Below are 26,258 nucleotides of genomic sequence, written 5' to 3'. Positions count from 1 at the left end.
AATTGAAATATTATAAAATCTCCATAATAGGCTCTGTTTTAGAGCCTCTTACATATCACTCACAAGAAAATATCTCTCTATACAAAAAAGTTTTAGTCACTTTAAACAATAAAGACAAATATGGTGTTATTGTTGAAGAGGTAGAAAAACCAGAATTCAAAACACTTGAAATCAATGAAACTACAGATGAATATTATTCTCAAAAACAGTATGAACTGGCTAATTTCATAGCGGGATACTATATCTGTTCTTTAGGTGAAGCTTTTGCACTTATGCTCTCTTTTAAAGAAACACAAAAAATTGTCAATAGCGATTTAGAATATTCTTCGAAAATAACACTTTCACAAAAGCAAATGAAGGCATTAGAATTTTTACAAAATAATAAAGTGTCTTTATTATTCGGTGATACAGGAAGCGGCAAAACAGAAATATATATGAAGTATTTTGAGGAAATACTAGCTCAAAATAAACGTGCTGTTTTTCTTATGCCTGAGATCTCACTAACTCCTCAAATGGGGAAACGTTTAGAGGAGCATTTTGGTGAGCATTTTATTATGTGGCATTCAAAACTAACTCCTAAGCAAAAGAAAGAAGCTTTGGAAAAACTACATGACGGAACTGCAAATATTATTGCAGGGGCTAGATCATCTTTGTTTTTGCCGATAGAGAATTTAGGTTTGATTGTAGTAGATGAAGAGCATGACGAGAGTTATAAATCCTCTGCACGTCCTCGGTATAATGCACGTGATCTTGCAATTTATATGGGAAAACTTTACGAGATTCCTGTTGTACTAGGAAGTGCAACACCGTCACTGACTTCTTATGCAAAATTTCCGCATTATAGACTTAAAGGCGGGCATTACCAAACAAGTAAAGAGTTTATTTATGAAGCTAAAGAGGAAAGCTTAACACCTCTAGTATTTCATCATTTAAAAAATACACTAGGACAGAAAAAACAGTCAATAGTTTTTTTACCTACAAGGGCAAACTTTAAATATCTAGTTTGTAAAGATTGCGGTGCTACATACAAATGTCCATATTGTAGCGTAGGGATGAGTATCCATCAAAAATCAAATGCTATAAAATGCCACTACTGTAACTATATGCAGCCTATACCAAAGATATGTCCTGAGTGTGGAAGCGATCATTTGTCAAGTTCACGCATAGGTACAGCAGAGGCTGTAAAAGAGATCACAGAAGAGATCCAAGATGTAAAAGTAGAACAGTTTGACAGAGACACAATCACTACTGCGAACAAGTTAAAACAAGCATTGAAAAGATTTAATGATAAAGAGATTGATATCTTGGTGGGCACGCAGATGCTAAGCAAAGGACATGATTATCATGATGTAGAGCTGGCAGTTGTTTTAGGGATGGATAATATGCTCAATATGGCAGATTATCGTGCACGTGAAAAAGCTCTTTCTTCACTTATTCAAGTTGCAGGAAGAAGCGGTAGAGCGAGTGATGCAAAAGTGTTGATTCAGACATACAATGAAGAGTTTTTTAAAGCCTATATAGAAAACTATGAAGAATTTTTAGAGTTCGAAAAGATATTTCGAGAAGGACTATACCCTCCATATAAGAAACTTTGTCGTGTGTTATTTGCAGACAAAAACGGTTTAAAAGCTCAAGAAAAAATGAGAGAGATGGAAGAGTGTCTCAAAAAATTTGACACTATTGAGATAGTAGGTGCAAAAAAATGTGCTATTGAAAAAGTAGCAAATAAATACAGATTTGAGATTTTACTCAGGGCAGATAAAGCAGTTGATTTGATTAAAGCTGTTAAGTCTTGTAAAAACTCATTGGCCGAGGTCGATATGGACCCTATTGATTTTTCTTGATATTTTCGAAAAACCAATAAAATGCCATCATCATTCCGGGAGTTTTCTGAAATTTTTCATTAAACATAAACTCTTTTGCTTGAGATATCTTTAGAAAAATAACTTCGATCTCTTCATCGTGAATACCACCACCATCATGCTCTTTCATAGTTTCATCTATCTCACCGTAATAGAGAGTTTGCTTCGCTCCTGAGATACCGACTGATGTAAAAAAACTTGTAATATATTGTAAATTTTGAGTCGGTATGTTATAACCACATTCCTCTAAGACTTCCTCTTTTGCGATCTGAACAAGTGAAGTATTTTTATCTACTATCCCGGCGCAGAGCTCATGCATATATCCATCTTCATTAACATTTAAAACAGGAGGACGTAGTTGTTTTACAATAACAAAAGCATCTTCATCTTTATGCCATAAAAGGATAGAAACAGAATTATGTGAAATAATCGCTTCCCATTTTTTAGCTTGATTACTCTGAGTGTATTGGATCTCGATAGGTTTAATAAACTTTGGATCTTTAAGTGGAGAAATTTTAGTTATTTTGCCCATAATCGTCATCCATCATATAGATATAAGACATATCTTCAAAGCGAGGTGCTTTAACATACTGTGTTTTGTTTTTCAGATGTAAATCTATGCTTTGATTATAGTTCTTTTTAAGTTGTAAAAATGCTGTTTTTTCTTTCCCTTGGAGTTTTTTAGTTGTAACTTGAACGACTCTTAAAGGGTTGATCGCTACACCACGTTTACGTAGTTCAAAATGAAGGTGAGGACCAGTTGAACGTCCTGTTGTTCCTACATAACCTATAGTTTGACCTTTTTTAACATATTTTCCTCTGTAGATGCCGCGGCGGAATGATTTAAGATGGGCATATCTTGTTTCATAGCCGTCATTATGTCGAATTTTGACAAGGTTTCCATAGGTTCCTAACCTTGCAGCATAGATAATCATACCGCTTCCTGCTGCTACTACAGGAGTACCCCTGCGGGCAGCATAGTCAATTCCTAAGTGGGCTTTCCATTTATGCAAAACAGGGTGAAATCTTCTTTTTGTAAAGTAAGATGATACTCTTGCACCTCTTACGGGGCGTGCAAGTAAAAAACCTTCAACTTCATGAGCATTTTCATCATAATATCTATCATCACTGTTGAGATAAATATAGTGCTTTTTTGAGCCCATTTCAATCATCGCAGCTTCTAAAGTCGGCATTGAAAAAGGTTGACCGAGTCTATACTTTTGAGAATAAAGCATAACCAGTTCATCCCCTTTTCGAATATCATTTTTAAAGTTTAGTGAATGCTTGAATGCTGCAACAAATACACCAGCTACTTTTCTGCTGCCGGTTTTTTTGAGTATTGCATAATTCGGTGAAGATTCAATTTGTGTATACAAAACCTCTTTCTTTGTTGTGCTAATAATTGGAATTGCTTCAAATTCATATCCCTTGGCAGTTTTATAAAGGTGGATTTGAAGCTCGTCATTAAGGGGTAAAAGTATTTGCAGAATTTCATTGTTGTTATTACGTAAAATTTGGTAATGAACACCTGTTCTCATCTCTTCAGTGAGACGTTGATCATCCTTGTCTAAGTTGTAGTAAAGTTCTCTAACAGGGAGGTTGTGTTTTTCTAAAAAGACTAAATATGTCTCACCGTTAAGCCATCTGTAACGCTCTACATGAGAAGCTGATAGAGTATTTGGTATAAAGAGTATCAATAAAAAAAATATGAAAAATCGTATCATAAAGCTAAACCTATAATAAATAATTGTGAGAGATTATCAAATTTTGGCTTAGTATGAGTTTTATTTGATATAATCTCAATTATATTAAATACGAGAAGATAAATGAGATATATATTTTTATTATTTTTAGCACAATTAAGTTTATTTGCAAGTCCGGTAAGTTCAAAGATTATAGAACTTGATACTGAAAATGAAACAGCAAAAATTAATATAGACAAAATTGATGTGGGCATGAGTGGTTATGTAGTACATCATATAAGCCCTGAACACAGTAGTATTTTAAAAAGCTGTGTTGTAGAAAGTTTTGATGTAAACACTCACACTGCTATGATTAAAATGAAAGAGTTTGAACTCTTACAAAATAATGCACTACCGAGCGGAAAATGGAAAGTTACTGTGGGTGATAGTGTAGAACTTGCAACAAGCTACTCACGTTCACTTTTAATAGCGCCTAATGAAGAGGTATATTATCAAGTATCAAAATCAGTTGAGACTCAATGGATACATCCAGATATTTTTGCTACTTTACTCTCTATTAACGGACATCCGACGCCTTTAAAAGAAGATTTTGGAGCATTTTCTAGTTCTACAGCCACAGGACTCGTATTTATTTACTTAGAAAAAAAACTGTATACTGTAGATATGAAAAGCTTTAAAATTTTAGCTATAAGTGACACTCCTTTAATACAAGATAGTGTAAAGCTTCCTTTTTATTCAAGAATGGAAAAAATTGATGCGTCTTGGTTTGGAGAAGGAAGTAGTGAAATGGAAAGTTATGAACCTCACTATTACGAGTTATTGGTTGAAAATAACAAACACAATAAAGTTTTATACAATATAGTAAAAAACAGTAAAAATGAAGAGGTTAGCTCTTTAGTAGATCAATTTGAAATTGGAGAGTAAATGTTAGATAAAACACATATACAACATTTTGCAAAACTTGTTGGTGACGACAATGTATATAGCGATAAAGCACATTTAATTGCATATTCTTATGATGCTACACGTGAACACTTTGAACCGGATGCGGTTATCTTCCCACGTAACGAACAAGATGTTAGTGATATTTTGAAATATTGTAACGAACATAAAATTATCATTGTACCTCGCGGAGCCGGAAGCGGTTTTACTGGCGGTGCACTCCCAAGTAACGGCGGGATCGTTCTTGCCATGGAAAAACATATGAACAAGATCCTGGAGATCGATATGAAAAACATGGTCGCAGTTGTTCAACCGGGTGTTGTAAATATGGACTTACAACGTGCCGTAGAAGAGGTTGGTTTATTTTATCCACCGGATCCTGCAAGTCAGGACTATTCTACAATCGGTGGAAATGTAAGTGAAAATGCAGGCGGTATGCGTGCTGCAAAATACGGGATCACAAAAGATTACGTAATGGCTACTCGTGCCGTACTTCCTAACGGTGATATTATTAAAGCGGGAAAAAGAACGATTAAGGATGTAGCAGGCTACAACATAAGTGGAATTTTGATCGCAAGTGAGGGTACTTTGGCAGTTCTTACAGAGATTACGTTAAAGCTGATTCCAAAACCGAAAATGACAAAAACTGCAATGGGTATATTTCCAAGTGTAACGGAAGCTATGAATGCAGTATATAAGACAATGGCTAGCGGTGTAACACCAGTAGCAATGGAGTTTTTAGATAACTTGACAATTCGTGCAGTTGAGCAAACATTTAACAAAGGGCTTCCTATTGATGCCGGAGCACTTTTAGTAACTGACGTTGACGGGAATTTGGAAGATGACCTTAATTTTCAACTAGGGCAGATTGAAAAAGTTTTTAAAGAAAACGGTTGTAGTGAATTTAAGATTGCAAAAGATGCAAAAGAAGCAGCTGATTTATGGTTCGCTCGTCGTAATGCTTCTCCTGCACTGAGTGTTTATGGAAGTAAAAAATTAAACGAAGATGTAACTGTACCTCGTGCAGTATTGCCAGAGCTTTTAGAAAAATTCTATGCGATTGCCGATAAATACAATGTAAATATTCCGTGTTTCGGTCACACAGGAGACGGTAATGTACATACAAACGTTATGGTTGACGGCAGTGATCCTGAGCAGGTGAAAATTGCGTATCAGGCGATCGAAGAGGTTTTCCAGGCAACTGTTGATCTTGGTGGAACTCTTTCGGGTGAACATGGTATAGGTCTTGCAAAAGCACCATATATGTCAATGGCATTTACTCCTGAAGAGATGGCACTGTTTAAATCAATTAAACAGGCATTTGATCCAAACAACATCTTAAATCCTGCAAAAATGGGGCTGAATTAGTCATGAAGTTAAATGCTCTTGAACTTTACAAACAAGTGAGACTTTTTGTTTTATCGTTTGTAGATAAAGAGCTAACACTTTTTGCTGCGTCACTGAGCTTTTATACGATTTTTACAATTATTCCACTACTAATTATCATGATGTCATTACTGACATCATTGCCTAGCTTTCAAGAGCATTATGAAAGCATTAAAGGGTTTATATTTTCCAATCTTGTACCTGTACAATCTGAAATTATTATCGAAAAGATAGATGGTTTTTTAGCAAATTCTGCAAAAATGGGAATTATGAGTTTAGCTGCAGTACTTGTAGCATCACTTTTATTTTTTAAAAATTTCGAGTATATTGCAAACAGAATCTTTCATGCACAGGCAAGAGGACTTTGGGAGTCAATTACAACCTATTGGACAATGATGACACTTACTCCGATAGGTCTTGGTATATCGTTTTATATAACGGGTAAGATTGCTACATTGATGGCAGAAAATACACTAACATCAGGGTTGAATATTTTACCGCTTATACCGTACATCATTATCTGGGGACTCTTCTTTTTAATTTTCCAAATCGGACCAAATGCGAAAGTTGATCCAAAAGCTTCGGCAATTAGTTCTTTCATTGTCTCCATTATTTTTAGTTTCAGTAAAAACGGCTTTATCTATTATGTCTTTTTAAATAAATCATACACGACAATGTACGGCTCATTTGCAATTGTAATGTTTTTGTTTTTATGGATATATGTCTCTTGGATCATCTTCTTATACGGTTTAAAACTATGTCACATTATTGATGGCATATATAAAAATAAAAAAAGCGAAGAGATTGAGAGTAAAGAATAGATATCTATTCAAAATACTTCCCAATGAAATAATAATAAACACTTCTAATATTTTTATATCAAGTAAAATCTTGACACCTTCACTACCCGTTGCCATAAGAGCTTCTAAAAGTGGATCAAATACCCCTCCAAATCCAAATACATGTAATAGCAATGTCAGTGGATAAAAAACTGTAAAAAGCATCGTATAGATTATTGAAAGTGGATGGAGAAAAGAAAAATTTCCAAAAATTGTTAAAGAGTAAGGAAGCATCATTAAATATACAAATAGAGGTAATAAAAGAAATTGCCAAAGCTTTTTATACTCTTGAAAATAGATAAGAAAAAGAAAAATATATCCTACGCCTGCTACACTAAGCCAAAATCCTATACTAAAGAATAATCTTGGAAAAACAGCTATTATTAGTAAAACAGTCAGAAATAGTGTTTGCATAGATATTATTTTAATTCCCCGATCATATAACAAAAAGCCGATAACAAGCATGACATAAGCACGAAGCAATGATGGTGGTGTATCCAAGAAGAGGGTATAGAAAAGTAATACAAATGAAATTATTATGAAGATGTCCCGTGTATGGTTTCTATAAGGAAAATAGTTGTTTTGAAAAAATTTGTAAGGGTATTTGAGTAAGAAAAAGAGTAAAGCAGAGATAATACCCAAATGAAATCCGCTAATAGCAATTAAATGGCTTAAGCCTAAATTTGAAAAAGTTGTTTGTAACTCTTTTGGAAGAGGTGTTGCTAGATACAAAGCTTCATAGATCTCAGAATATATCTTATTTTGATGCTGTATTGCAATCAAAGATTTTAAGTCTTCTTTATTACTGTTTGTTGTAGTGACTTGCAGAATTCTACTAAAAGCGAAGAAACTTTTCATGTATTGATAAAAGCTAAGATTATCAATAAAGATTTCAAGTTCTAATTCTTCTCCTTTTACATCTTGAAAATTTTTTTTAGCAGTTGTGTAAAATGTAAAACCGTCAAAGGATTTTAATTGGAGGAGTTGATAGGTTTTTTCTTTTCCTGTTTTAGTAATTTTTGTTTTAAGGTATTGTTTTTGAACTTTTGCCTTGATTAAAGCAGAGTCAAATTTAGTTAATTGATAATATTTGTAATATTCATAAGAAAGGGAGAAACTAAGGAGTGTTAGAAAAAGGGTAAAGAGTAAGAATAGATCTTTTTTCGTTTGAAAAAGTTCTACTCTCTCAATCATAATTTAGAGTGTCGGCATCTCTATGGTATCGGGTGCACCGATATCCATTTTTGCCGATTTTGTATCGACATTTTCATAGACAAATTCTGTAGCTTGAGCAAAACTCGGTTGATCGATAAAGCGGGTAAGCTTTTTCTGAAAAACTAGTTTTACATGTCCTGTTGGACCATTTCTTTGTTTTCCGATAATAATTTCAGCTTCCTCTTCCTCTTTTTCGACATAAGTAGAAACAAACTCTTTTCCATCAGCTTTAGCAGCTTTCTCACGCTCTTTTTCCTCTTTGTAGAGATAAACATCATCACGGTAGACAAAGAGGATAATATCGGCATCCTGTTCGATTGAACCAGATTCACGAATATCGCTCAGCATAGGGCGTTTATCGTTACGAGATTCTAGTCCACGGTTTAGCTGTGAAAGAGCTACGATAGGAATACCGAGTTCACGAGCAAGCATTTTTAGTCCACGAGAGATATCCGAAACCTGTAGGTGACGATCTTGATTTCCGATCCCTTGCATAATTTGGAGGTAATCGATAACTGCCATTTCGATTTCTGGATGTTGTGCTTTTAATTTTCTTAGTTTGGAACGAAGTTGATTAATGTTTACACTACCGGTATCATCTACAAAAAGCTTCGCATTGTTCATTTGATCAATCGCCCCGTTTAATTGACTCCATTGCTCATCACTCATATCACCGACACGCAGTTTTTGCAGTGGAATCGAAGTTTGAATAGAAAGCATTCTAAGCATTAACTGTTCAGCCGGCATCTCTAATGAGAAAAATGCTACACCCTTATCCTGCATGATAAGATTGTGAACCGTATTTAAAATAAATGATGTTTTCCCCATCGCCGGACGAGCGGCAACAATAACAAGATCCCCTTTACCAAAACCTGTCGTCATTTTGTTAAGGTCTTTAAAACCAGTGTCCACACCTACAAGTACAGAGTTCCCGCGTGCTTTCATCTCTTTGATGTATTCCATTGTTTGGAATGTCATTGTAGGAGAATCAAGGAAGTCACTTGTTTGATTGTCTTGCGTGATCTCGTAAAGTTTTTTCTCTACGATGTCAACTACATCTGCAGAAGGCAGTTCCTCTTCAACTGTTACACGTTTAATCTCTGTAGTTAGAGTTAAAAGGTGGCGTTTGAGAGATTTGTCTTTTACTTCGTCAACATAAGCTTTTGTATTTGAGATCGGATTTGCGGCAAGAATTTCTAAAAGTACCTGCTCATCAAATTTTTTCATTTTATTGAGTTCTTTTTTTATGAACTCTTCATCGATTGGAAGATCGTTTTGAAAAAGTGTCACAATCGCTTTAAAGATGTCTTGATGCGCAGGCAGATAGAAATCATCTACTTTTAACATAACACTTAAATCGTCAAACTGTGAAGGTTCAAAAATAATTGAACTTAAAATACTTCTCTCAAAAGCGAGATTATAGAGATTGTCTTGCATTATTTATCACCTGCCATTTTTTCAACTTCATCTACAAACTTGTCAACAAGCTCTTTTTCATCAAGGTTAGCTACAACTTCACCTTTTACCATTACAAGACCTTTCCCTTTACCGTATGCAATTGCAACATCTGCATGTGCTGCTTCACCGATGGCATTTACGACACAGCCCATTACACTTACATTGAGCGGTGTTTTAATGTGAGCCGTTCTTTTTTCGATTTCGCTCACCGCACTGACCAAATCTGCTTCGATGCGTCCACAAGTTGGACATGAGATGATATTGAGCCCGTCTGGCATAGCACCGCTGTCTTTTAAGATCGCACGCCCTACATTGATCTCTTCTTCAAGCTCACCAGTAATAGAGACTCTTAGAGTATCACCGATACCGTCTAAAATGAGTGCACCAAGTCCAATCGAGCTTTTTACAGTCGCATGAAAGAGAGTACCCGCTTCTGTCACTCCTAAATGGAATGGATAATTATTTTTAGGGCGAAGCATTCTGTATGCCTCTACAGTTCTTTGTACATCACTTGCTTTGAGCGAGACTTTAATATCTGTAAAACCGAGATCTTCGAGGTATTTGATGTTGTATTCTGCACTTGCCACCATAGCCTCGGCAGTTTGACCGTATTTGTTATCAAACTCTTTTTCCAAACTTCCTGCATTGACACCAATTCTAATTGGAAGATTACGTTCCTGACATGCCTTTACAACTTCGGCAACTTTTTCTTTAGAGCCGATATTTCCAGGATTAATACGTATGCAGTCAACTGATTCGGCCGCAATGAGGGCTAGTTTATGGTTGAAGTGAATATCTGCAACAAGCGGAAGAGAGATCTGCTCTTTAATACTTTTAAGTGCGAGTGCATCTTCCATATCCGGTACTGCAACACGGACAATATCACATCCTGCAAAATGGAGACGATTGATTTGCTCAACAGTTGCAGCAACATTATGTGTATCTGAGTATGTCATTGACTGCACGGAAATAGGTGCATCCCCACCTACAGCAACATCACCGACATATATTTTCTTTGTTGGATATCTTTGAATCATAGAAGAGATTTTAACTAGTTTGATATAAAAATGGGGTTAATTTTTTGAGTCATATTTTTAGCCCATATACTATGGGCTAAAAGAGGAATTAGAATTTAAAATCTAAGTTAGTGTAGAAGTAACGTCCAGGCTCGTTTAGAAGCATTACATCAGTAGTACCGGTACTAACAAGTGTAAGATCAGTATATGTGTTATTTATGGCATATGTTACATCAAATATATTGTTGATTCCGAGTGTAAGGTCAAATTTTTTGTTTACAGCATGTTTAACTTTTGCATTCACAACGGCCCATCCGGCAATCTCTTGCTCACCGTTGTCAGCATCGAAGGTATCCCATCTGTCACTTGCTTGCATTTCAAGAGTAGCCATTGAATTGTTCATATACTCATAATTTACACCGATATTCGCACGAAGAGGAGCAATATCTGCCAGATCTTTATCTGTTTGTCCTATTAGTGCTGTATCTTTTCTACCTACTTTGTATGAAGCTCCCATATCTATAGAAATATCATCTGTCGCATATACTGATGCACTTAGTTCAGCACCATAAACTGTCGCATCAATATTTTTAAAGTTGTTTGTAGTTAGTGCAACACCGTTTGCTTGCTGTTGGTAATAAATATAGTCGTTGAGCATAGAATAAAACACTTTTGCTTTTAATTTGAAATACTGATTATTTGTTTCGTATCCTAAATCAACTTCTCTGTTTGTTGTTTCTTTTAATGTGTCTGTTCCCACTTGTTTTGTAGTGTTCATCATCATATTATATGAGTTAAAGTAAAGTTCTCTGGCATCCGGTACACGAGAAGCTTGACCAATACCCAAGAAGATTTTATTCTCTTTATTAAAGTTGTACGTAGTCATAAGATTTGCACTAGTATAAGAAAATTTTCTAGAGTTGTAACTATTATTTTTGATTTTTGTACTATCATATCTTGCACCAAGTACAAAGTCTAAATTGCCGTAAGATTTTTCCAGTTTGGCAAAAATAGCAGTATTTTGTGTTTTTGTATCATCAATACTTTTTGCTTTTTCAACATGTGCTACATCATAATGACCACTCCATTTTCTCGTACTTCCATCTAAACCGATAACAAGTTTGTGCCCTAAAAGATCGAAAGTATTTTTGAGTTTAACGCCGTTCATTGATGTTTTTAACCAGTTTGTCATAAGCATTGCCGGCATAGTTGAAGCTACTCTATAGTCAGTCCCCATAGGGTGATCAACATCTGAGTGGTAGTATTGCAGATTTAGATTTTTATATTCATTATTGATTGAGTCTATATTGTACTCAACGCTGTAGATATTTGAATCATCATAAATTGCATCCATACCAGAGTTTGGATAAAGGACATTATCACTTCTATTTGCAGTTACACTTAAGCGTAATTCCTGATTTTCAGCAGTTGAGATAAATGCTTTTGCCATGGCACTTTTTTTCTCATATGCAGGCATATCATGATATGAAGGTTTGTATATTTTCTTTTGCAGAGTCATATCTGCTGGGTTCAGGGCTGCATACTTGTCTAACTGTGTTGCCAATGTATCACCGTTACCATCTTCATATTGATCGCTTGATTCACTAGAAACAGTCGCAATCATTCTAATAAGGTCATTACCACCGCTCATAGTAGCACCGAATTTTTTGTAGTTCCATGCACCAAAACCTAAGTTAATTGAACCTTGAAAATCTTCAGATGGTTTTCTTGTTGTAATTTTTACTTCACCGCTTAATGCACCGAAAGTTTCAATATCGTAAGGACCTTCGATAACTTGGATTGTATCGATTTGATTAGCAACAATGTGTGACGCAGGAGGATCCATTCTGTTTGGACAAGCACCGTAAACTTTTGTACCGTCAACTTCAACAACGATGTTGTCTCTTTTTTGTCCACGGATATAAATATCGTTGGCAATGCCACTTCTTCTGTTCATATCAATACTTGGAACTCTGTCGCTGAGTGCTTTTGCTACATCAGCAGATGTTTGAGCATTTTGAGCAACTTCAGAGATTACAGTTGACTCTACATTGATTGTGTCTATTTGCAGATCATTAGCTGCAAGATATGAAACAGCTAGTAACGATAATGGTATGATTTTTTTCATATACAATTCCCCTTAAAAATATAAAAAGTTTCCCATTCTATTAAAAAGATTGTTACAAAAGTGTTAAGAGAGGATCTGCTACAATTCTATCATGACAAAAATGGAAAAATTGAAACGAACAGTAATAATAGCTTTAGGTTTTGCCTTGTCCACTTATTTAATTATGAGTGGCATGGCAATATTAGATCAAGAAAAATCAGTTGAGAGTAACACCACTAGCAAAGTTCATAGTGACGCAGTGAAGTGAACCGTGTTGTCGGATTAGTGTTGAACAATCGATTCCGACAACCTTTCTGTTTGGAAAAACCCATTTGAAAATCTCTAATGCTTCGGCATCCTCTTTGACATTATATGTCGGTACAAGCACACCGTCGTTTACAAATAAAAAGTTTGCATATGTAGCAGGTAAACGCTCGTCATCATAATATACTGCTGAACTCATTGGAAGTTTTATAAGCTTCAATTTATGTTCAATCACAAATTCTTTAAGCTCATCTTCCATCTTCTTTAATGCTTCGTAGTGTTCATCTCTCTCATTGTCACAAGCCACATACATAATAGTGTCTTTTGAGATAAAACGTGCCAATGTATCTATGTGTGAATCTGTATCATCACCTGCTAGATAACCATGATTTAGATAAAGAATCTCTTTAGCTCCAAAATACTCTTTTAGTTTTTGTGTCACTTCTTCTTTTGTAAAATCTTTATTTCTGTTTGGGTTGAGCATACACTCTGAAGTTGTTAGAATAAGCCCAGCTCCATTACTCTCAACACCGCCACCCTCTAAAATAAAATCACAATCGACTAAAGGTGCTGAATAAACAGATGAAATGGCATGAGACATTTTATCGTCAAGTTTGGCATCAAACTTACCACCCCATGCATTAAATGTAAAATTAAGCAGTTTAATTTCACCGTTTTCTTCAACTGTTAGTGCAGAGCTGTCACGTGCCCACGTATCGTTTGCAGTGTATTCGACAAATTTGATATTTGTATAATCTTCAAAATAACTTTGCACCTCTGTAATGTTGTAGCACACTACTAAACAGGGCTGAAATCTTCTGATTGCATTGATAATATCTACAAAATTTTTTCTGGCATCTTCCAAATATTCAGACCAATCTGTATTTTCATGCGGAAAAACGACTTGAGTAAAGCTTTGTTTCTCAAATTCAGGAATTAACATAGTATAATTTCTCCATGGCTTATATAACGTTAAATAAAAAGAACTTTTTTTATAATCTTGACATTATCGCAGATAAAACTAAAAGTATAGATAAAATTGCAGTAGTTTTGAAAGATAATGCATACGGTCACGGATTGTGTGAAATGGCAGGACTGGCAAAAGAGTACGGGATTACAAAAGCAGTTGTCAGATCGCAAAATGATGCAGAACAAATTTACAAATATTTTGAATACATTTTAGTGTTAGCAGAAAAACCGAAAAAAGCAGATGAAAAAGTACATTATACGATCAATGAATTAGGTGCAATTAAAGAGTTTCCCAGAGATACAAAAGTGGAATTGAAAGTAAATTCCGGGATGAATAGAAATGGTATTGAAGCAAATGAACTCGCAGAAGCTTTTGCTCTGATCAAAGAACAGGGACTCGAGCTTAAAGGTGTATTAACTCACCATGCCTGTGCAGATGAAGAGGGTGATTATTTTGAATTTCAGCAAAAGAACTTTGAAGAAATAAAACAAGAAGCAAGAGTTTTGGCTAAGCAATACGGTTATGAAATTAAATTTCACAGTGCTAATTCGGCAGCACTCTTTCGCACAAAAAATTTCGATGAAGATATGACAAGAGTAGGAATAGCAGTTTACGGCTGTTTGGAAATGCCTCCAAGTCTTCCTATAGTAACGCTCAAACCTGTTCTAAGTGTATATGCACAAAAGAACTCTACAAGAACTTTGCAAGAGGGTAATTGTGTCGGTTACGGTGCAAGTTTTAAAAGTGTAAGAGAACAAGTTGTATCAAATTACGATTTTGGTTACGGGGATGGTTTTTTAAGAAGCTGTTCAAACATCTATAAAACACCGGAGAATGTATCTATAGCGGGAAGAATTTCTATGGATAACAGTTCCTTTTTATCGGAAGATAAGGAGTTGTTGATTTTTAGTGATGCAAGGGATGCGGCAAAATTTGCAGGGACAATCTCTTATGAATGTTTAACGGCTTTAAAACCTGAGATTGAAAGAAAGATCGTCTAATAACTGAGTACTCTTCTTGCCTGCCAATACTTTTCTTTCCAGTAAGGGTTATTGATATTTGAGATCATAACCCCGTGTTTTGTTGAGGTATGTAAAAAGTTTCCGCGTTCTATGTAGATTCCGGAGTGTCTTGAGTTATATCCAGTTTTAAAGAGCAGGAGATCACCCTCTTGAATAGAAGACTTGTTTACAAAATAACCTGTTTGGGCTTGGTGTTTTGTATCTCTTGGTATATGAAGACCGAAACCATCTTGGTAGACAGTTTGTACAAGTGCTGAACAATCAATTCCTTCACAACTGTCACCGCCATAGAGATAAGGTGTAGAGTACCATTTTTTATACTGTTCATAAATTGTTAATGTAACAGGGTTCTCATTTTTAAGTTTATATGGAACTTCCTGAGCAGTTTGAGTAGTGTATGGTGTTAAATTTATATAGTTTGCAGCAGAAGGGTTCTTGGTAGAGCATCCTAAAAAGGTTAAAGCTACTATAGCAAGAACTAGTGCTTTCATCAGCTTATCTTTACAATCGCTTGGGCAAAAATAACACCGTCAACACCAAGTAATGCCAACTCTTCAATTTCGTCTTCCTCTTCTATATGTGTGAGTACTTTAGCATCAAATAGATAGTTTTCAGCGATATTTTGTGCTGTTTTTGCAAGTTTTTTACTTACTGCTATGTAGCTGGCACCTAAAGCCGATGCATATACAAGTTCCGTAATATTCTTAATGCTTAATACGAAAGGGACAGTATTTTTCTGAAGATGCTTTATAATGTCTAAATTCTCCTCACTATACTCTAAATAAAGAGTAGAAGAAGAGGGAGTGTTTTTTATATCTTCGATGTCAAAGATATGGTAAAACTTTATACTTTCAATAAATCGATGACCAAAAAGCAGCATCATTTGTCCTTATTTAAACACTCTTGAGAACAGTAATACTTACCGTTGCTTAAGATAGCTTCACCAACTTCTACGTACACACCGCATTGAGCACACTCTATCATATCGTTTGCTTGAAGTTTAGTGTCGTTGTTCTTAGATGATATCGGCTTTTTTTTGATAAACATAAAATATACAACGGCAATAACTCCGATAACAAGTAAAATTTTTAATATCATAATGTTTCTCCTAATAGTAGGTAATGTCTATTTTGCATCTCTATAACTTTATATTGCATATTTTGAGCTAGATCTTCCATCTCGTCAAAAACTTTTTCACCTTTATAAAAAAAGAGTTTTGTATGGGAGTCTCTATGGTTTTCACTGAGTTTGAGCAACATTTTAGTATCTGTAACCGCTCTTGAAGTGATAAGATCAAAGATTGTACTTTCCATCTCTTCGACTCTTTTTTTTACAACTGTAACATTTTCAAGTCCCAGATCGGCTTTGATAAATTGTAAAAAACTTGCACGTTTTGCAAGGGGTTCCACTAAAGTTACTTGTGTGTCAGGTAATGCCATAGCTAAGATCATACCTGGGAAACCCGCACCTGTTCCTATATCCATTAAAGAGTTGATTTTAGGTAAAAAACTGACAGGATAGACTGCATCGAAAATAAATTCATCTAAAGTGTTTTCATCTTTTGCACCTGTTAGATTATGGATTTTATTCCATTTTAAAAGATGTTCTTTATATTTTGCAACATTGGTAAAAAAATTATCTGGTAAATGTAGTTCGTGAAGTTGCTCTTGTAGATTCAACAAAATATCCTTTTCAAAAAGGATATTTTATCTAAAAAAGGCTTGTTTATGAAAATAGTTTTTTCATAGCAGAGAAAAAGATTTTGAAAAGACCTTTGTTTCCAACAAGATTATCAATGAATTGATCATAGGTTAGATTCTTCTCTTCTAAGAAGCCGCGAAGATATTTTTCACTTGCTTCCATACCCCCTTCTTTTTCAATTTCAATCAGTTTTTGATAGATCGGCTCCATCACTTCTACAGCTTTTTTAGGAGCAGCTTTTCTAAAGGCGGTGTGCGAGATAATCTCGTTTGTAATAGGGTCTACCTTAGGTTCAAATTCGGTGACAACCCAATAATAACTGCCGTCTTTTGCCATGTTTTTTACGACTGCCATAATGTTTTGTGCACGGTTAATGCGATCCCACATCATCTTAAATACCACTTTTGGCATATCTGGATGACGGATAATGTTATGAGGTTTACCTATTAGTTCCGATTCTGAATAGCCTGAAATTTCTACAAAATAATCATTTCCATATTCTATGATCCCTTTGGCATCTGTTTTGGAAACAATATATTTTTTAGGGTCTAATATTTTCTCTTTATCGATAGGAGTTGGACGTGCCATATTCTAATCCTTTTAGAAAAATTAAATTCATTATATAGTTTTATTTGTTAATTTTTTTTAATTTTTGTATAATTTAGGCAATTTTTGCCAAGAAGAGTAGAAAAATGAAAAAAAATGAGATGTTAGAAGCAATTGCACTTGCAAAAGAAACTCATCAAAGACAGATGGATAAGATTAAACAGATTATCAAAGGTAAAGATGTTGAAGAACCGACAGCACTTGGGAAAATGGAGTGTGAGTGTGGACAATGGTTTTACTCAAATAAAGATACAATGACACAAATTCTGGGCCATCAACTTTTTGAACGTTTAGACAAAATCCATGAGCAATGGCATAAAGATTATGCTAGAGTTTATCAGATCCATCAGAAGCTGCAGAAAAAAAAGACAAGTTTATTATCTAAAGTTTTTAATGGAAGTATAAGCAGTTTAGATGCTGATAAATTAAAACTATATTATAAAGAGCTCTCACAAATTACAGATGATATGTTTCGTGAAGCAGATACAGCGCTGCGTAGAGTAGCGGCATTGCCGGATAGTAAATTTAAATAGCAGTTAAATACTCTTGCATATTATTTGAGTCAATCGGTTTTGAATAGTAATATCCCTGAATTACATCACAACCGTTTGCCAGCATAAATTCTTGCTGTTCCTTAGTTTCTACACCTTCGGCTACAAGTTTTAAATTCAATGTTTTTGCCAGGGCTATAATCGCTTTTGAAATAGCAATATCCTCTTCATCATGCGGTAAACCATCAACAAAAGCTTTGTCAATTTTTAATTTGTTTACAGGAAGACGTTTTAAATATGCAAGTGAAGAATAACCTGTTCCAAAGTCATCAATCGCTATCTCAATCCCTAAAGCACTAATCTCTTTTAATTTTCTAATCGAGTCTTCAGGATTTTTCATAATTTGGCTCTCTGTAATCTCTAATGTCAACCACGCAGGATCAAAATCTAACACTTGCATTGTTTGAGAAAGTATCTCTATAAAATTTTTATTTTCTATCTGTTTTGCTGAGAGATTAAGTGAAAGCTTTCCAGGATTTAACCCTTGTTCATACCATTTTTTCACTTGAGTCATTGCATTGCGTAAAACTATCAAGTCTATTTGAATTATCATACCTGTCTCTTCAGCTAAAGGGATGAATTTTTCAGGAGCAATCATTCCTACTTCGTTATGTTCCCATCTTACAAGTGCTTCCATTCCTACTAAACTATTTGTATTAGAATCAATTTGAGGTTGGTAGTGTACAGAAAAGTTTTCTTCTTTGATCGCAATACGTAAATTTTGCTCCATAATAACACGTTCAAAAGCAGATTCTGTCATTTCTGATGAATAAAACTGGTAATTATTGCGTCCTTCATCTTTTGCTTTATACATAGCAGCATCAGCGTATTTAATAAGGTTGTCTCCCTCATTTGTGTCGTTAGGATAAATTGCAATACCAATACTTGAAGAGACGTATAGTTCAAGATCTTTAATAATAATAGGTTCTTTTAAAACATCGATAATTTTTTGAGCTACAGTTGTTGCACCTGAAGAGTTTTTAATATTTTTTAGAATAATTGTAAATTCATCGCCCCCAAGACGCGCAAGCGTATCTTCGGAACGAATCACAGAATTTAAACGTTTTGATGCTTCAATCAGTACTTCATCACCTATGTGGTGACCTAAAGAGTCGTTGATGTTCTTAAACTGATCAAGATCGATAAACAGAAGTGCAAATTTATTGTTATTTCTTTTTGATGTTGCAATATTTTGATCGAGTCTGTCTCTGAATAAAACTCTATTAGGCAAATTTGTAAGCATATCATGGTGTGCTTGATGTCTCAGTTTTTCTGTTTGAATCTCGAGCATCTTTTGAGTCTCTTTTTGTTGAGTAATATCTTGAATATAGCCTATATAACCTGTTATCCTACCTATATCATCCGTAGAAGCACTTAAAGAAACATCACAAATAATCTCTTTTGCATCTTTTGTACGTAAGTGAAATTCAGAATTAAGATTGATTCCATGAATGATATTGTCAAAACACTGTGATAAAGTAATTTCATTCTTTTTGCTATATATTAGTTTGATATTTTTTCCAATCACCTCAAAAGGTTCATAGCCGAAAAGTTTATAACTACCTTTGTTCCAAGTTGTAATATTTCCATAATTATCCGTACTGATTACAGAATCATGGATATTTTCGAGAATTTTTGCCTGTTTTTTATACTTAGACTCAAGTTCAACTATCTGAGAGATATCTGTATCAAAAATAACATAAGCTTTTTTGTTCCTGTATTCGATAAGATGAAGATATGACTGTGCATAATATAAAGTATGATCTCTTCTTTTGTGAATTGTTTTATTTAAAACATTCTCATCATTTTCAAGAAGTTGTTTGAGTCTGTTTATCTCTTTTTCTTTTAGGTAAGGATTAATATCCCTAACATTCATCGACAACAGAGCCTCTTTTGAATATTGTAAAGCCTCTGTAGCTCCTTTGTTGACATACAAATAGTCTAATGTTTCAAAATCAACTATATAAATTTCATTAGAGGATTGTTCTACCAGGCTAGATAACTCTTTTGCTTCTTGTTTAACAGCCAGAATATCAGTAATATCTTGAGTTGAACCGACAAGTTTAAGAGGTGCCCCATTATCACTGAATAGAGTTTTCCCGTTAATGAGTATATCGATTATTTGTCCGTCACCGCGTTTTGCTTTGGCTTGAAATGAGAACATCTCTTTTGATTTAGTTGAGAACCGAACAAGCCTTTTTGCTTTTTCAACATACTCTGGGAGGATTAAATTTAAAAAAGTGTCAAAATTTAGTTCTGTTTCTTTTGGAATCTGATAAAGGTTGTAGAGGCTGTCAGACCACGTCGTCGTGTTTGTATTAAAGTCTAACTCCCAGTTTCCAAGTCCTGAAAGAGTACTAAACTCTCTTAATATGTCTTCTCTAGCTTTGAGTTTACATATTGCGGTATTTAGATCGTCTTGTGCTATGTTTATCGCCATTAAATTAAATGGCCCATTTCATCACGTTTAGTTGTTAGGTAACCTTCGTTATGTTTGTTTGATTCCATGATAATAGGGATTCTTTCTACAATTTCAACCCCGCTGATAGAATTGATTTTATCAGGGTTGTTTGTAAGAAGTTTAATTTTATCGATGTTAAAGTGATTGAGTACAAATGTAACTATCTCATAACTTCTTTCATCGGCAGAAAATCCAAGTTGATGATTGGCTTCTATAGTGTTATAGCCTTTGTCTTGAAGGGCATACGCATTAATCTTGTTTAAGAGACCGATATTTCTACCTTCTTGGCGCAGATATATTACCATTCCCCCTGTTTCGTTTACCATTTTTAGAGCGTACTCAAGCTGATCGCGACAATCACATTTTAAGCTTCCTATAGCGTCACCAGTTAAACACTCTGAATGAACTCTTACTATAGGAACTTCGTCTAAATTGTTCGCGTAAATCACTAAATGTTCTTTATGTCCCTCTTTAAATGCTTTGACTTTGAAATCACCAAAACGTGAAGGTAAGTTTGCTATTTCCGAAATCTCTATATTCATAAATTAATCTTTATAATGGTAAAATAATCGCAATTATAGCGAAAAAGGTTAAAAAGTATGTTTCAAAGATTCCGTAGAACACGTTTAAACCAACATTTACGTGCTTTAGTACGTGAGACACATGTAAGTGTTGATGATTTTATTTATCCATTATTTGTAAGAAGCGGAGAGGGTATAAAAACTGAAGTGGCATCTATGCCTGGTGTATATCAGATGAGTATTGACGTTGCAGTCAAAGAGTGCGCGGAGTTAAAAGAATTAGGTATATATTCAATTATTTTATTTGGTATTCCCGATACGAAAGATTCAGTAGGAAGCGATGCTTTATGTGAGCATGGAATTATTGCAAGTGCAGTAAAGGCAGTGAAAAAAGCACATCCTGATATGTTTGTCGTAACAGATCTTTGTTTTTGTGAATATACTGATCACGGACATTGTGGAATTATCGATGAAGAAAAAGAAACAGTTGTCAACGATGCAACTTTAGAACTCTCTGGGAAGCAGGCGATCGTACATGCGAAAGCGGGTGCTGACATGATTGCACCTTCAGGTATGATGGATGGAATTATCGAAACATTAAGAACGTCGCTTGATGCAGCGGGATATAATGATCTTCCAATTATGAGTTATTCGACAAAATTTGCTTCGGGATACTACGGACCATTCCGTGACGTAGCAGAATCGACACCAAGTTTTGGTGACAGAAGCTCATATCAAATGGACCCTGCAAACCGTCGTGAAGCTATTGCAGAATCGATCGAAGATGAGGCGCAAGGTGCAGATATTCTAATGGTAAAACCGGCACTAGCTTATCTTGATATTATCAGAGAGATTAAAGACAATACGACAAAACCGATGGCAGTATATAATGTAAGCGGTGAGTATGCAATGTTAAAACATGCAGGAAATGCTGGGCTGATTGACTACGATCGTGTAGTGATGGAGACGATGATTGCGTTTAAACGCGCAGGTGCTGATATTATTATTTCATATCATGCAAAAGAAGTAGCAAAACTTTTAAAAAAATAGTATAATTGACGCTTATTTAAAAATTTAGGACAGAAAATGAGACATTTTTTAACACTAAAAGACTTTAGTAAAGAAGAAATATTAGAGATTATTGATCTAGGTCTTAGTATTAAAAAAAATCTGAAAAATGGTATTTACAATAAAGAATTAGAGCATAAAACCTTAGCAATGATCTTTGAAAAAAGTTCGACAAGAACAAGAGTTAGTTTTGAAACTGGAATGTTTCAACTCGGCGGACATGCACTCTTCTTATCAAATCGTGATATCCATTTAGGACGTGGTGAGCCTGTAAAAGATACGGCTCGTGTTATCAGTAGAATGTGTGATATGGTAATGATTAGAACATTTGAGCACTCGATGATCGAAGAGTTTGCAAAATGTTCACAGGTTCCGGTAATTAACGGATTGACTGACTCGTATCACCCTGTACAATTATTAGCGGATTATATGACTATTATCGAATACGGTATGGAAAAAGATTTGGTAGTTGCGTATGTAGGTGATGGAAACAACATGACTCATTCATGGTTAATGCTTGCAGCAAAGCTTGGATTTGAGCTTCGTATTGCAACGCCAAAAGGGTATGAAGTAGATAGTGATGTACTAAAAGACGCATATGAACTTGCTAAAGAGAGCGGTGCAGTTATTAAAGTAAGTAATGATCCAAAAGAAGCTATTACAGGTGCAACAGTAGTGACAACTGACACTTGGGCTTCAATGGGACAAGAAGATGAAAAAGAGGAGCGTATTAAAGCTTTTCAAGGTTATATTGTAGACGGTTTAATGATGTGCTTAGCTCAAAAAGGTGCAAAATTTTTACATTGTTTACCTGCGTATCGCGGGCAAGAAGTGAGTGAAGAGGTATTAGAAGAGCACAGTGATATTGTTTTCAGCGAAGCTGAGAATAGATTGCATGCTCAAAAAGGACTTATGGTCTGGCTAGATAAACACAGAGGATAATGTATGAGATTTTTTCTAATTTTTTTACTAACGGTTACTTATAGTTTTGGTGCTACAGTTGTTAAAGTAGATGAGAGATATCAAGATTCTACAAAATGTCAAACGTGTCATAAAAGAATCGTAAACGAGTGGAAAAACTCGTGGCATGCAAAAAGTCATTTCCAAAATGATGAGTACTTTAGAAAAAGTATGGAGTATGTTAGTAGAAAAACAAGAAAAAGTTTAAACAGTGTTAAAATTGAATGTGCAACTTGTCACAATCCTAGAATCACAGTTACAAAAACGACGCAAGACTATGAAATAGCTGCTGTTATGGGCCTTAGCAAAGGAAGTAAAGTAGATAAAGCAGTCAATGATGATTCTATTGATGAAGGGATTAACTGTGTTGTTTGTCACAACGTGGATAAAATCCATGATGAATATGATGAGAAAAAAAGAGGTATGGATAGAGTTGAATGGACACCGTCTGGAACAATGACAGGACCTTACAGTGATGCTAAATCACCATACCATAAAACTATACACCACGATTTTATGGATAAAACACCAAACAGACTCTGTTTTGTCTGTCATGCTAATGACAGAAGCACAAGAGGCTTAGTATTTACAAATATGGAAAAAGAATACAAAGGCGAACAAGCATGTGTAGAATGCCATATGGGTCCTAGAAAACAAGATGTTGCTGCAACGTTTAGTTTTAATGGTGAGAAAAAGATAAGAACAGTAAGAAACCATGGTTTTATGGGTGCTCATTTTGAATCTATGTGGGAAGGTGCTTTATCACTATCAATTGAAAATAAAAATAGAGATATTCTTGTAACTATTGCAAATCCTCAACCTCATAATATCCCAAGCGGTTTTGGCGGACGAGAATTGATTTTAGATATAACGTATAAAGATAACAAAGGTGAGGTTATTGATACGAAAACAATCTCTTTAACAACAAAATATACAAGAAAAAGAGAAAAACCTAGTACACCTCATATGGCAAAAGCTCAATCAAAAGATATGAGCATTCCTGCTAAGGGTTCTAAAACTCTTAGAATAGAGAAGATAAAAGGGACAAAAAGCGTAGATGTAAAACTTAGTTATAAATTGGTGAATGATGAAGTAAAAGGACTTCTTGACTTAGAAGACCCAATCTGGAGTAAAAAATTCCCAATTACGCAAACTACTATTAAAGTACTATAAGATACTTTTTTGGTATCTTGCCCCTCGTAATCCCCTTACTTAAAAAATATAAGCTATTTTTCTACCCATAGCTTGATATAATGTAGCTATGAAAAAAATATTACTCCTCGAAGATGATATGGCATTACATGAAACTGTTAAAGATTTTTTAGAATCACTAGAGTATGAAGTGATAAGCAGTTATGACGGCTTGGATGCCAGCGAAAAAGCATATGAAAATAATTTCGATCTACTGCTACTTGATGTTAATGTACCTAAACTAAACGGTTTTGAACTTTTACATGAGATAAGAGACAGAGAGAACCAAACACCCGCAATCTTTATTACATCCCTTAACGGTATAGCAGATATCGAAAGCGGGTATGACAGTGGATGCGATGATTATATAAAAAAACCGTTTGCACTCAAAGAGTTACAACTGAGAGTTGAAACACTTTTAAAAAGGGAGTTTTACCATAAAAAAAGTGATGAGTTAGTGCTACCTAACGGATGCAGTTTTGATACAAACAATGACACTTTAAAACAAAACGGTACAATCATGTCATTGGCCAATAAAGAGTTGGAACTTTTAAAACTTTTTTTACAACATAAAAATGAGTTAGTGAGTCACGAAGTAATTGAAAGCAGACTTTGGGAATATGATGAAGAAAGCAGCGAAAGTGCTGTTCGGACTTACATAAAACATCTGCGTCAAATTTTAGGAAAGGATACGATTGTCAGTATTAAAAAATCTGGATATAAATTTATCTTCTAGTGCCAAAAAAACTTTACAAAACTTTTTACTACTTTATAGTTTTTTAACGATTATTATTACTGGTTTAGGAGTTTATCTTTACTATAGTTCACAAAAAGAGATATATAATCAGGAACAGTTGGTTGCTTTAAATGATTATGCGAATGAATTAACATCAAAACTAAAAGAGCTTCAAAAAGACACTACAAATCAACTCGTTTACCCTTGGGATAAAAAGTTTAAAACAACTCTTTACGATAAAGATTATAAACTTTTGTATTCAACAAAAGATAATCCTACCCTTGATCTCAGTCAACTGCAGATGACACAAAATATGATAGCACGCTATTTGAAAAACAGTGATGAATACTATTTGGGAGCTCAGTATATTATAGTTGAAATAGCAGAGGATAAAAGTTTCGAGATAACTTTAATTCGTACAATCGTTTTATTTGGAACTATATTTTTAATATTTATGCTTACAGTAGGATACTTTTTACTTACCCTTTTACTAAAACCCATGAAAGATACACTATTTTTACTTGATAGGTTCATTAAAGATACGACACATGAGTTAAACACACCGGTGAGTACTATATTGACAAATGTTGAACTTCTTCAAACACAAGAGCAAAATAAATTCTCTCAAAAAGTGATAAGCAGAATTGAGATAGGGGCAAAAACACTTTCCAATATTTACGATGATCTTACTTTTTTAATACTCAAACATAAACTTATCTCTCAAGATGAAAAACTTCTATTGAATGAACTCTTAGATGAAAGGGTGGAGTATTTTAAAGTACAAGCAAATATGAAAAATATTGAAATCAATAAAAACTATCAAGAGGAGTTTTACCTTAATATCGATAGGAAAAAAATAACAAAAGTGATTGACAATCTTCTTTCAAATGCTATTAAATACAATACTATTAATGGGACAATAGATATCACGCTAAAGAAAAAGAGTTTAATTATAAAAGATAGTGGCATAGGGATAGCTAAAGAGAACTTGGAGAACTTGTTTACAAGGTATGCTAGATTTACAAATACAACTGGTGGATTTGGGATAGGACTTCATATTGTTAAATCTATTTTAGATGAGTACGGCTTTAGTATAAATGTCGATTCTGTTAAAGATGAATATACTGCTTTTATTATTAGGTTTTAATTCTTAGTACACTTCACAATCACTTCACAATTATTTTCTATACTACTTCTAAATAAAACAAAGGAGTTTTAAATGAAAACTTTATTAAAAACAATCATCGGTTTAGGAATCTTAGGTGCGGTAGCTTTAAATGCGGATGCTAACTTTGCAAAATGTACAGCATGTCACGGTGCAAATGGTGAGAAACATGCTTTAGGGAAATCACAAGTAATTAAAGGTTGGAAAGCAGAAAAAACTCTTGCTGCTCTTAAAGGATATAAAGAAGGTACATACGGCGGTGCAATGAAAGGTGTAATGAAAGGTCAGGTAAACAAATTAAGTGAAGCTGACATGAAAGCACTTGCAAAATATATAGAGGGTTTAAAATAAGCTAAAATAATATACAATTAAATACGCAATCTAAATTCAAAGGAAAAGATTATGGAAAGAAGACAATTTTTAAGTATGACTTTAGGTGCATTAGCTTTAGCTGTTGTACCTGCAAGCGTAAGAGCTGAGGATTTCAGAAAATCTAAACCAGCTGTATGGAGTG

The 26,258-nt window shown here is 34.5% G+C and carries 26 protein-coding genes; 12 read left to right on the top strand and 14 right to left on the bottom strand.

Annotation, left to right across the window (positions count from 1 at the left end; translation table 11 throughout):
- Positions 1-2 precede the first annotated feature (2 nt).
- Positions 3-1,844, top strand: coding sequence for a primosomal protein N' (locus P6N22_RS06135; protein ID WP_280331182.1), 1,842 nt, complete (start codon positions 3-5; stop codon positions 1,842-1,844).
- Here the strand turns inward: P6N22_RS06135 and P6N22_RS06130 are convergent.
- Positions 1,828-2,394 (bottom strand): NUDIX hydrolase, encoded by a 567-nt coding sequence (locus P6N22_RS06130; protein WP_280331180.1) that lies wholly within the window; start codon positions 2,392-2,394, stop codon positions 1,828-1,830. The genes P6N22_RS06135 and P6N22_RS06130 overlap by 17 nt on opposite strands.
- Positions 2,378-3,586 carry a peptidoglycan DD-metalloendopeptidase family protein gene (locus tag P6N22_RS06125; RefSeq protein WP_280331178.1) on the bottom strand — a complete coding sequence of 403 codons (1,209 nt, stop codon included), beginning with the start codon at positions 3,584-3,586 and terminating at the stop codon, positions 2,378-2,380. The genes P6N22_RS06130 and P6N22_RS06125 overlap by 17 nt, the downstream gene beginning before the upstream one ends.
- A gap of 102 nt (positions 3,587-3,688) precedes the next feature.
- Here P6N22_RS06125 and P6N22_RS06120 point away from each other — a divergent pair, with 102 nt between their 5' ends.
- From P6N22_RS06120 to P6N22_RS06110, 3 genes are read left to right on the top strand one after another with little or no spacing between them, the layout of a single operon-like run.
- Positions 3,689-4,489: a plasminogen-binding N-terminal domain-containing protein gene (locus P6N22_RS06120; protein WP_280331177.1), complete on the top strand. Its 801-nt coding sequence runs from the start codon at positions 3,689-3,691 to the stop codon at positions 4,487-4,489.
- The gene (locus P6N22_RS06115) at positions 4,490-5,875 is read left to right on the top strand and encodes an FAD-linked oxidase C-terminal domain-containing protein (protein WP_280331175.1); all 1,386 of its coding nucleotides are present in this window, start codon (positions 4,490-4,492) and stop codon (positions 5,873-5,875) included.
- A 2-nt stretch (positions 5,876-5,877) separates the two neighbouring features.
- Positions 5,878-6,714 carry a YihY family inner membrane protein gene (locus P6N22_RS06110; RefSeq protein ID WP_280331173.1) on the top strand — a complete coding sequence of 279 codons (837 nt, stop codon included), beginning with the start codon at positions 5,878-5,880 and terminating at the stop codon, positions 6,712-6,714.
- Here the strand turns inward: P6N22_RS06110 and P6N22_RS06105 are convergent.
- The 5 genes from P6N22_RS06105 to P6N22_RS06085 form a co-directional block, all read right to left on the bottom strand.
- Positions 6,649-7,926, bottom strand: coding sequence for a ComEC/Rec2 family competence protein (locus P6N22_RS06105; protein WP_280331171.1), 1,278 nt, complete (start codon positions 7,924-7,926; stop codon positions 6,649-6,651). The genes P6N22_RS06110 and P6N22_RS06105 overlap by 66 nt on opposite strands.
- Positions 7,927-7,929: 3 nt before the next feature.
- Positions 7,930-9,384, bottom strand: coding sequence for a replicative DNA helicase (locus P6N22_RS06100; RefSeq protein ID WP_280331169.1), 1,455 nt, complete (start codon positions 9,382-9,384; stop codon positions 7,930-7,932).
- The gene (gene ispG, locus P6N22_RS06095; protein ID WP_280331167.1) at positions 9,384-10,442 is read right to left on the bottom strand and encodes a flavodoxin-dependent (E)-4-hydroxy-3-methylbut-2-enyl-diphosphate synthase; all 1,059 of its coding nucleotides are present in this window, start codon (positions 10,440-10,442) and stop codon (positions 9,384-9,386) included. Before ispG ends, P6N22_RS06100 begins: the two co-directional genes overlap by 1 nt.
- A gap of 88 nt (positions 10,443-10,530) precedes the next feature.
- Entirely contained in the window at positions 10,531-12,549 is a 2,019-nt protein-coding gene (locus tag P6N22_RS06090; protein ID WP_280331165.1) for a TonB-dependent receptor, read from the bottom strand.
- A gap of 196 nt (positions 12,550-12,745) precedes the next feature.
- Complete coding sequence (locus tag P6N22_RS06085; protein WP_280331164.1) at positions 12,746-13,735, bottom strand: agmatine deiminase family protein; 990 nt, start codon at positions 13,733-13,735, stop codon at positions 12,746-12,748.
- A gap of 14 nt (positions 13,736-13,749) precedes the next feature.
- Here P6N22_RS06085 and P6N22_RS06080 point away from each other — a divergent pair, with 14 nt between their 5' ends.
- The gene (locus tag P6N22_RS06080) at positions 13,750-14,763 is read left to right on the top strand and encodes an alanine racemase (protein ID WP_280331162.1); all 1,014 of its coding nucleotides are present in this window, start codon (positions 13,750-13,752) and stop codon (positions 14,761-14,763) included.
- Here P6N22_RS06080 and P6N22_RS06075 read toward each other — a convergent pair.
- The 5 genes from P6N22_RS06075 to P6N22_RS06055 are packed head-to-tail and all read right to left on the bottom strand — an operon-like array spanning position 14,760 to position 17,073.
- Positions 14,760-15,275 carry an NlpC/P60 family protein gene (locus P6N22_RS06075; protein WP_280331160.1) on the bottom strand — a complete coding sequence of 172 codons (516 nt, stop codon included), beginning with the start codon at positions 15,273-15,275 and terminating at the stop codon, positions 14,760-14,762. The genes P6N22_RS06080 and P6N22_RS06075 overlap by 4 nt on opposite strands.
- Positions 15,275-15,664 (bottom strand): hypothetical protein, encoded by a 390-nt coding sequence (locus P6N22_RS06070; protein ID WP_280331158.1) that lies wholly within the window; start codon positions 15,662-15,664, stop codon positions 15,275-15,277. Before P6N22_RS06070 ends, P6N22_RS06075 begins: the two co-directional genes overlap by 1 nt.
- Positions 15,664-15,882, bottom strand: a complete 219-nt coding sequence (locus P6N22_RS06065; protein WP_280331156.1) for a PP0621 family protein — start codon at positions 15,880-15,882, stop codon at positions 15,664-15,666. The genes P6N22_RS06070 and P6N22_RS06065 overlap by 1 nt, the downstream gene beginning before the upstream one ends.
- Complete coding sequence (rsmG, locus tag P6N22_RS06060; RefSeq protein WP_280331155.1) at positions 15,879-16,463, bottom strand: 16S rRNA (guanine(527)-N(7))-methyltransferase RsmG; 585 nt, start codon at positions 16,461-16,463, stop codon at positions 15,879-15,881. Before rsmG ends, P6N22_RS06065 begins: the two co-directional genes overlap by 4 nt.
- Before the next feature lie 46 nt (positions 16,464-16,509).
- Positions 16,510-17,073 carry a PAS domain-containing protein gene (locus P6N22_RS06055; protein WP_280331153.1) on the bottom strand — a complete coding sequence of 188 codons (564 nt, stop codon included), beginning with the start codon at positions 17,071-17,073 and terminating at the stop codon, positions 16,510-16,512.
- Positions 17,074-17,177: 104 nt separating this feature from the next.
- Here P6N22_RS06055 and P6N22_RS06050 point away from each other — a divergent pair, with 104 nt between their 5' ends.
- Complete coding sequence (locus P6N22_RS06050) at positions 17,178-17,624, top strand: CZB domain-containing protein (protein WP_280331152.1); 447 nt, start codon at positions 17,178-17,180, stop codon at positions 17,622-17,624.
- Here the strand turns inward: P6N22_RS06050 and P6N22_RS06045 are convergent.
- Entirely contained in the window at positions 17,617-20,082 is a 2,466-nt protein-coding gene (locus P6N22_RS06045; RefSeq protein ID WP_280331150.1) for an EAL domain-containing protein, read from the bottom strand. The two genes, P6N22_RS06050 and P6N22_RS06045, sit on opposite strands and share 8 nt — an antisense overlap.
- Positions 20,082-20,645 (bottom strand): GTP cyclohydrolase II, encoded by a 564-nt coding sequence (ribA, locus tag P6N22_RS06040; RefSeq protein WP_280331148.1) that lies wholly within the window; start codon positions 20,643-20,645, stop codon positions 20,082-20,084. The genes P6N22_RS06045 and ribA overlap by 1 nt, the downstream gene beginning before the upstream one ends.
- Positions 20,646-20,702: 57 nt before the next feature.
- Here ribA and hemB point away from each other — a divergent pair, with 57 nt between their 5' ends.
- The 6 genes from hemB (at position 20,703) to P6N22_RS06010 (ending at position 26,095) form a co-directional block, all read left to right on the top strand.
- The gene (hemB, locus tag P6N22_RS06035) at positions 20,703-21,674 is read left to right on the top strand and encodes a porphobilinogen synthase (RefSeq protein WP_280331146.1); all 972 of its coding nucleotides are present in this window, start codon (positions 20,703-20,705) and stop codon (positions 21,672-21,674) included.
- 36 nt (positions 21,675-21,710) lie between these two features.
- On the top strand, positions 21,711-22,634 hold the full coding sequence (gene argF / locus P6N22_RS06030; RefSeq protein ID WP_280331144.1) for an ornithine carbamoyltransferase: 924 nt from the start codon (positions 21,711-21,713) through the stop codon (positions 22,632-22,634).
- 3 nt (positions 22,635-22,637) lie between these two features.
- On the top strand, positions 22,638-23,825 hold the full coding sequence (locus tag P6N22_RS06025; protein WP_280331142.1) for a multiheme c-type cytochrome: 1,188 nt from the start codon (positions 22,638-22,640) through the stop codon (positions 23,823-23,825).
- 88 nt (positions 23,826-23,913) lie between these two features.
- A complete protein-coding gene (locus tag P6N22_RS06020; RefSeq protein WP_280331140.1) occupies positions 23,914-24,579 on the top strand; it encodes a response regulator transcription factor in 666 nt (221 codons plus the stop codon).
- Positions 24,539-25,726: a HAMP domain-containing sensor histidine kinase gene (locus P6N22_RS06015; protein ID WP_280331138.1), complete on the top strand. Its 1,188-nt coding sequence runs from the start codon at positions 24,539-24,541 to the stop codon at positions 25,724-25,726. The genes P6N22_RS06020 and P6N22_RS06015 overlap by 41 nt, the downstream gene beginning before the upstream one ends.
- A gap of 72 nt (positions 25,727-25,798) precedes the next feature.
- Complete coding sequence (locus P6N22_RS06010; RefSeq protein WP_280331136.1) at positions 25,799-26,095, top strand: c-type cytochrome; 297 nt, start codon at positions 25,799-25,801, stop codon at positions 26,093-26,095.
- The last annotated feature ends 163 nt before the right edge of the window (positions 26,096-26,258 follow it).

Source organism: Sulfurimonas sp. C5 (assembly GCF_029872055.1).
Classification (GTDB): Bacteria; Campylobacterota; Campylobacteria; order Campylobacterales; family Sulfurimonadaceae; genus Sulfurimonas.
The sequence above is the reverse complement of the archived record's forward strand: the minus strand, read 5'-3'. Positions and strand labels throughout refer to the sequence as shown.

What these genes read in the sequence shown, in the direction of transcription:
- P6N22_RS06070 (WP_280331158.1), bottom strand. Translation starts at nt 15,664, where the DNA reads ATGCTGCTTTTTGGTCATCGATTTATTGAAAGTATAAAGTTTTACCAT.
- argF (WP_280331144.1), top strand. Translation starts at nt 21,711, where the DNA reads ATGAGACATTTTTTAACACTAAAAGACTTTAGTAAAGAAGAAATATTA.
- P6N22_RS06090 (WP_280331165.1), bottom strand. Translation starts at nt 12,549, where the DNA reads ATGAAAAAAATCATACCATTATCGTTACTAGCTGTTTCATATCTTGCA.
- ispG (WP_280331167.1), bottom strand. Translation starts at nt 10,442, where the DNA reads ATGATTCAAAGATATCCAACAAAGAAAATATATGTCGGTGATGTTGCT.
- P6N22_RS06110 (WP_280331173.1), top strand. Translation starts at nt 5,878, where the DNA reads ATGAAGTTAAATGCTCTTGAACTTTACAAACAAGTGAGACTTTTTGTT.
- P6N22_RS06065 (WP_280331156.1), bottom strand. Translation starts at nt 15,882, where the DNA reads ATGATATTAAAAATTTTACTTGTTATCGGAGTTATTGCCGTTGTATAT.
- P6N22_RS06025 (WP_280331142.1), top strand. Translation starts at nt 22,638, where the DNA reads ATGAGATTTTTTCTAATTTTTTTACTAACGGTTACTTATAGTTTTGGT.
- P6N22_RS06125 (WP_280331178.1), bottom strand. Translation starts at nt 3,586, where the DNA reads ATGATACGATTTTTCATATTTTTTTTATTGATACTCTTTATACCAAAT.
- P6N22_RS06105 (WP_280331171.1), bottom strand. Translation starts at nt 7,926, where the DNA reads ATGATTGAGAGAGTAGAACTTTTTCAAACGAAAAAAGATCTATTCTTA.
- P6N22_RS06045 (WP_280331150.1), bottom strand. Translation starts at nt 20,082, where the DNA reads ATGGCGATAAACATAGCACAAGACGATCTAAATACCGCAATATGTAAA.
- P6N22_RS06050 (WP_280331152.1), top strand. Translation starts at nt 17,178, where the DNA reads ATGAAAAAAAATGAGATGTTAGAAGCAATTGCACTTGCAAAAGAAACT.
- P6N22_RS06100 (WP_280331169.1), bottom strand. Translation starts at nt 9,384, where the DNA reads ATGCAAGACAATCTCTATAATCTCGCTTTTGAGAGAAGTATTTTAAGT.
- P6N22_RS06075 (WP_280331160.1), bottom strand. Translation starts at nt 15,275, where the DNA reads ATGAAAGCACTAGTTCTTGCTATAGTAGCTTTAACCTTTTTAGGATGC.
- P6N22_RS06055 (WP_280331153.1), bottom strand. Translation starts at nt 17,073, where the DNA reads ATGGCACGTCCAACTCCTATCGATAAAGAGAAAATATTAGACCCTAAA.
- P6N22_RS06130 (WP_280331180.1), bottom strand. Translation starts at nt 2,394, where the DNA reads ATGGGCAAAATAACTAAAATTTCTCCACTTAAAGATCCAAAGTTTATT.
- P6N22_RS06020 (WP_280331140.1), top strand. Translation starts at nt 23,914, where the DNA reads ATGAAAAAAATATTACTCCTCGAAGATGATATGGCATTACATGAAACT.
- P6N22_RS06115 (WP_280331175.1), top strand. Translation starts at nt 4,490, where the DNA reads ATGTTAGATAAAACACATATACAACATTTTGCAAAACTTGTTGGTGAC.
- P6N22_RS06085 (WP_280331164.1), bottom strand. Translation starts at nt 13,735, where the DNA reads ATGTTAATTCCTGAATTTGAGAAACAAAGCTTTACTCAAGTCGTTTTT.
- P6N22_RS06080 (WP_280331162.1), top strand. Translation starts at nt 13,750, where the DNA reads ATGGCTTATATAACGTTAAATAAAAAGAACTTTTTTTATAATCTTGAC.
- P6N22_RS06120 (WP_280331177.1), top strand. Translation starts at nt 3,689, where the DNA reads ATGAGATATATATTTTTATTATTTTTAGCACAATTAAGTTTATTTGCA.
- ribA (WP_280331148.1), bottom strand. Translation starts at nt 20,645, where the DNA reads ATGAATATAGAGATTTCGGAAATAGCAAACTTACCTTCACGTTTTGGT.
- hemB (WP_280331146.1), top strand. Translation starts at nt 20,703, where the DNA reads ATGTTTCAAAGATTCCGTAGAACACGTTTAAACCAACATTTACGTGCT.
- P6N22_RS06010 (WP_280331136.1), top strand. Translation starts at nt 25,799, where the DNA reads ATGAAAACTTTATTAAAAACAATCATCGGTTTAGGAATCTTAGGTGCG.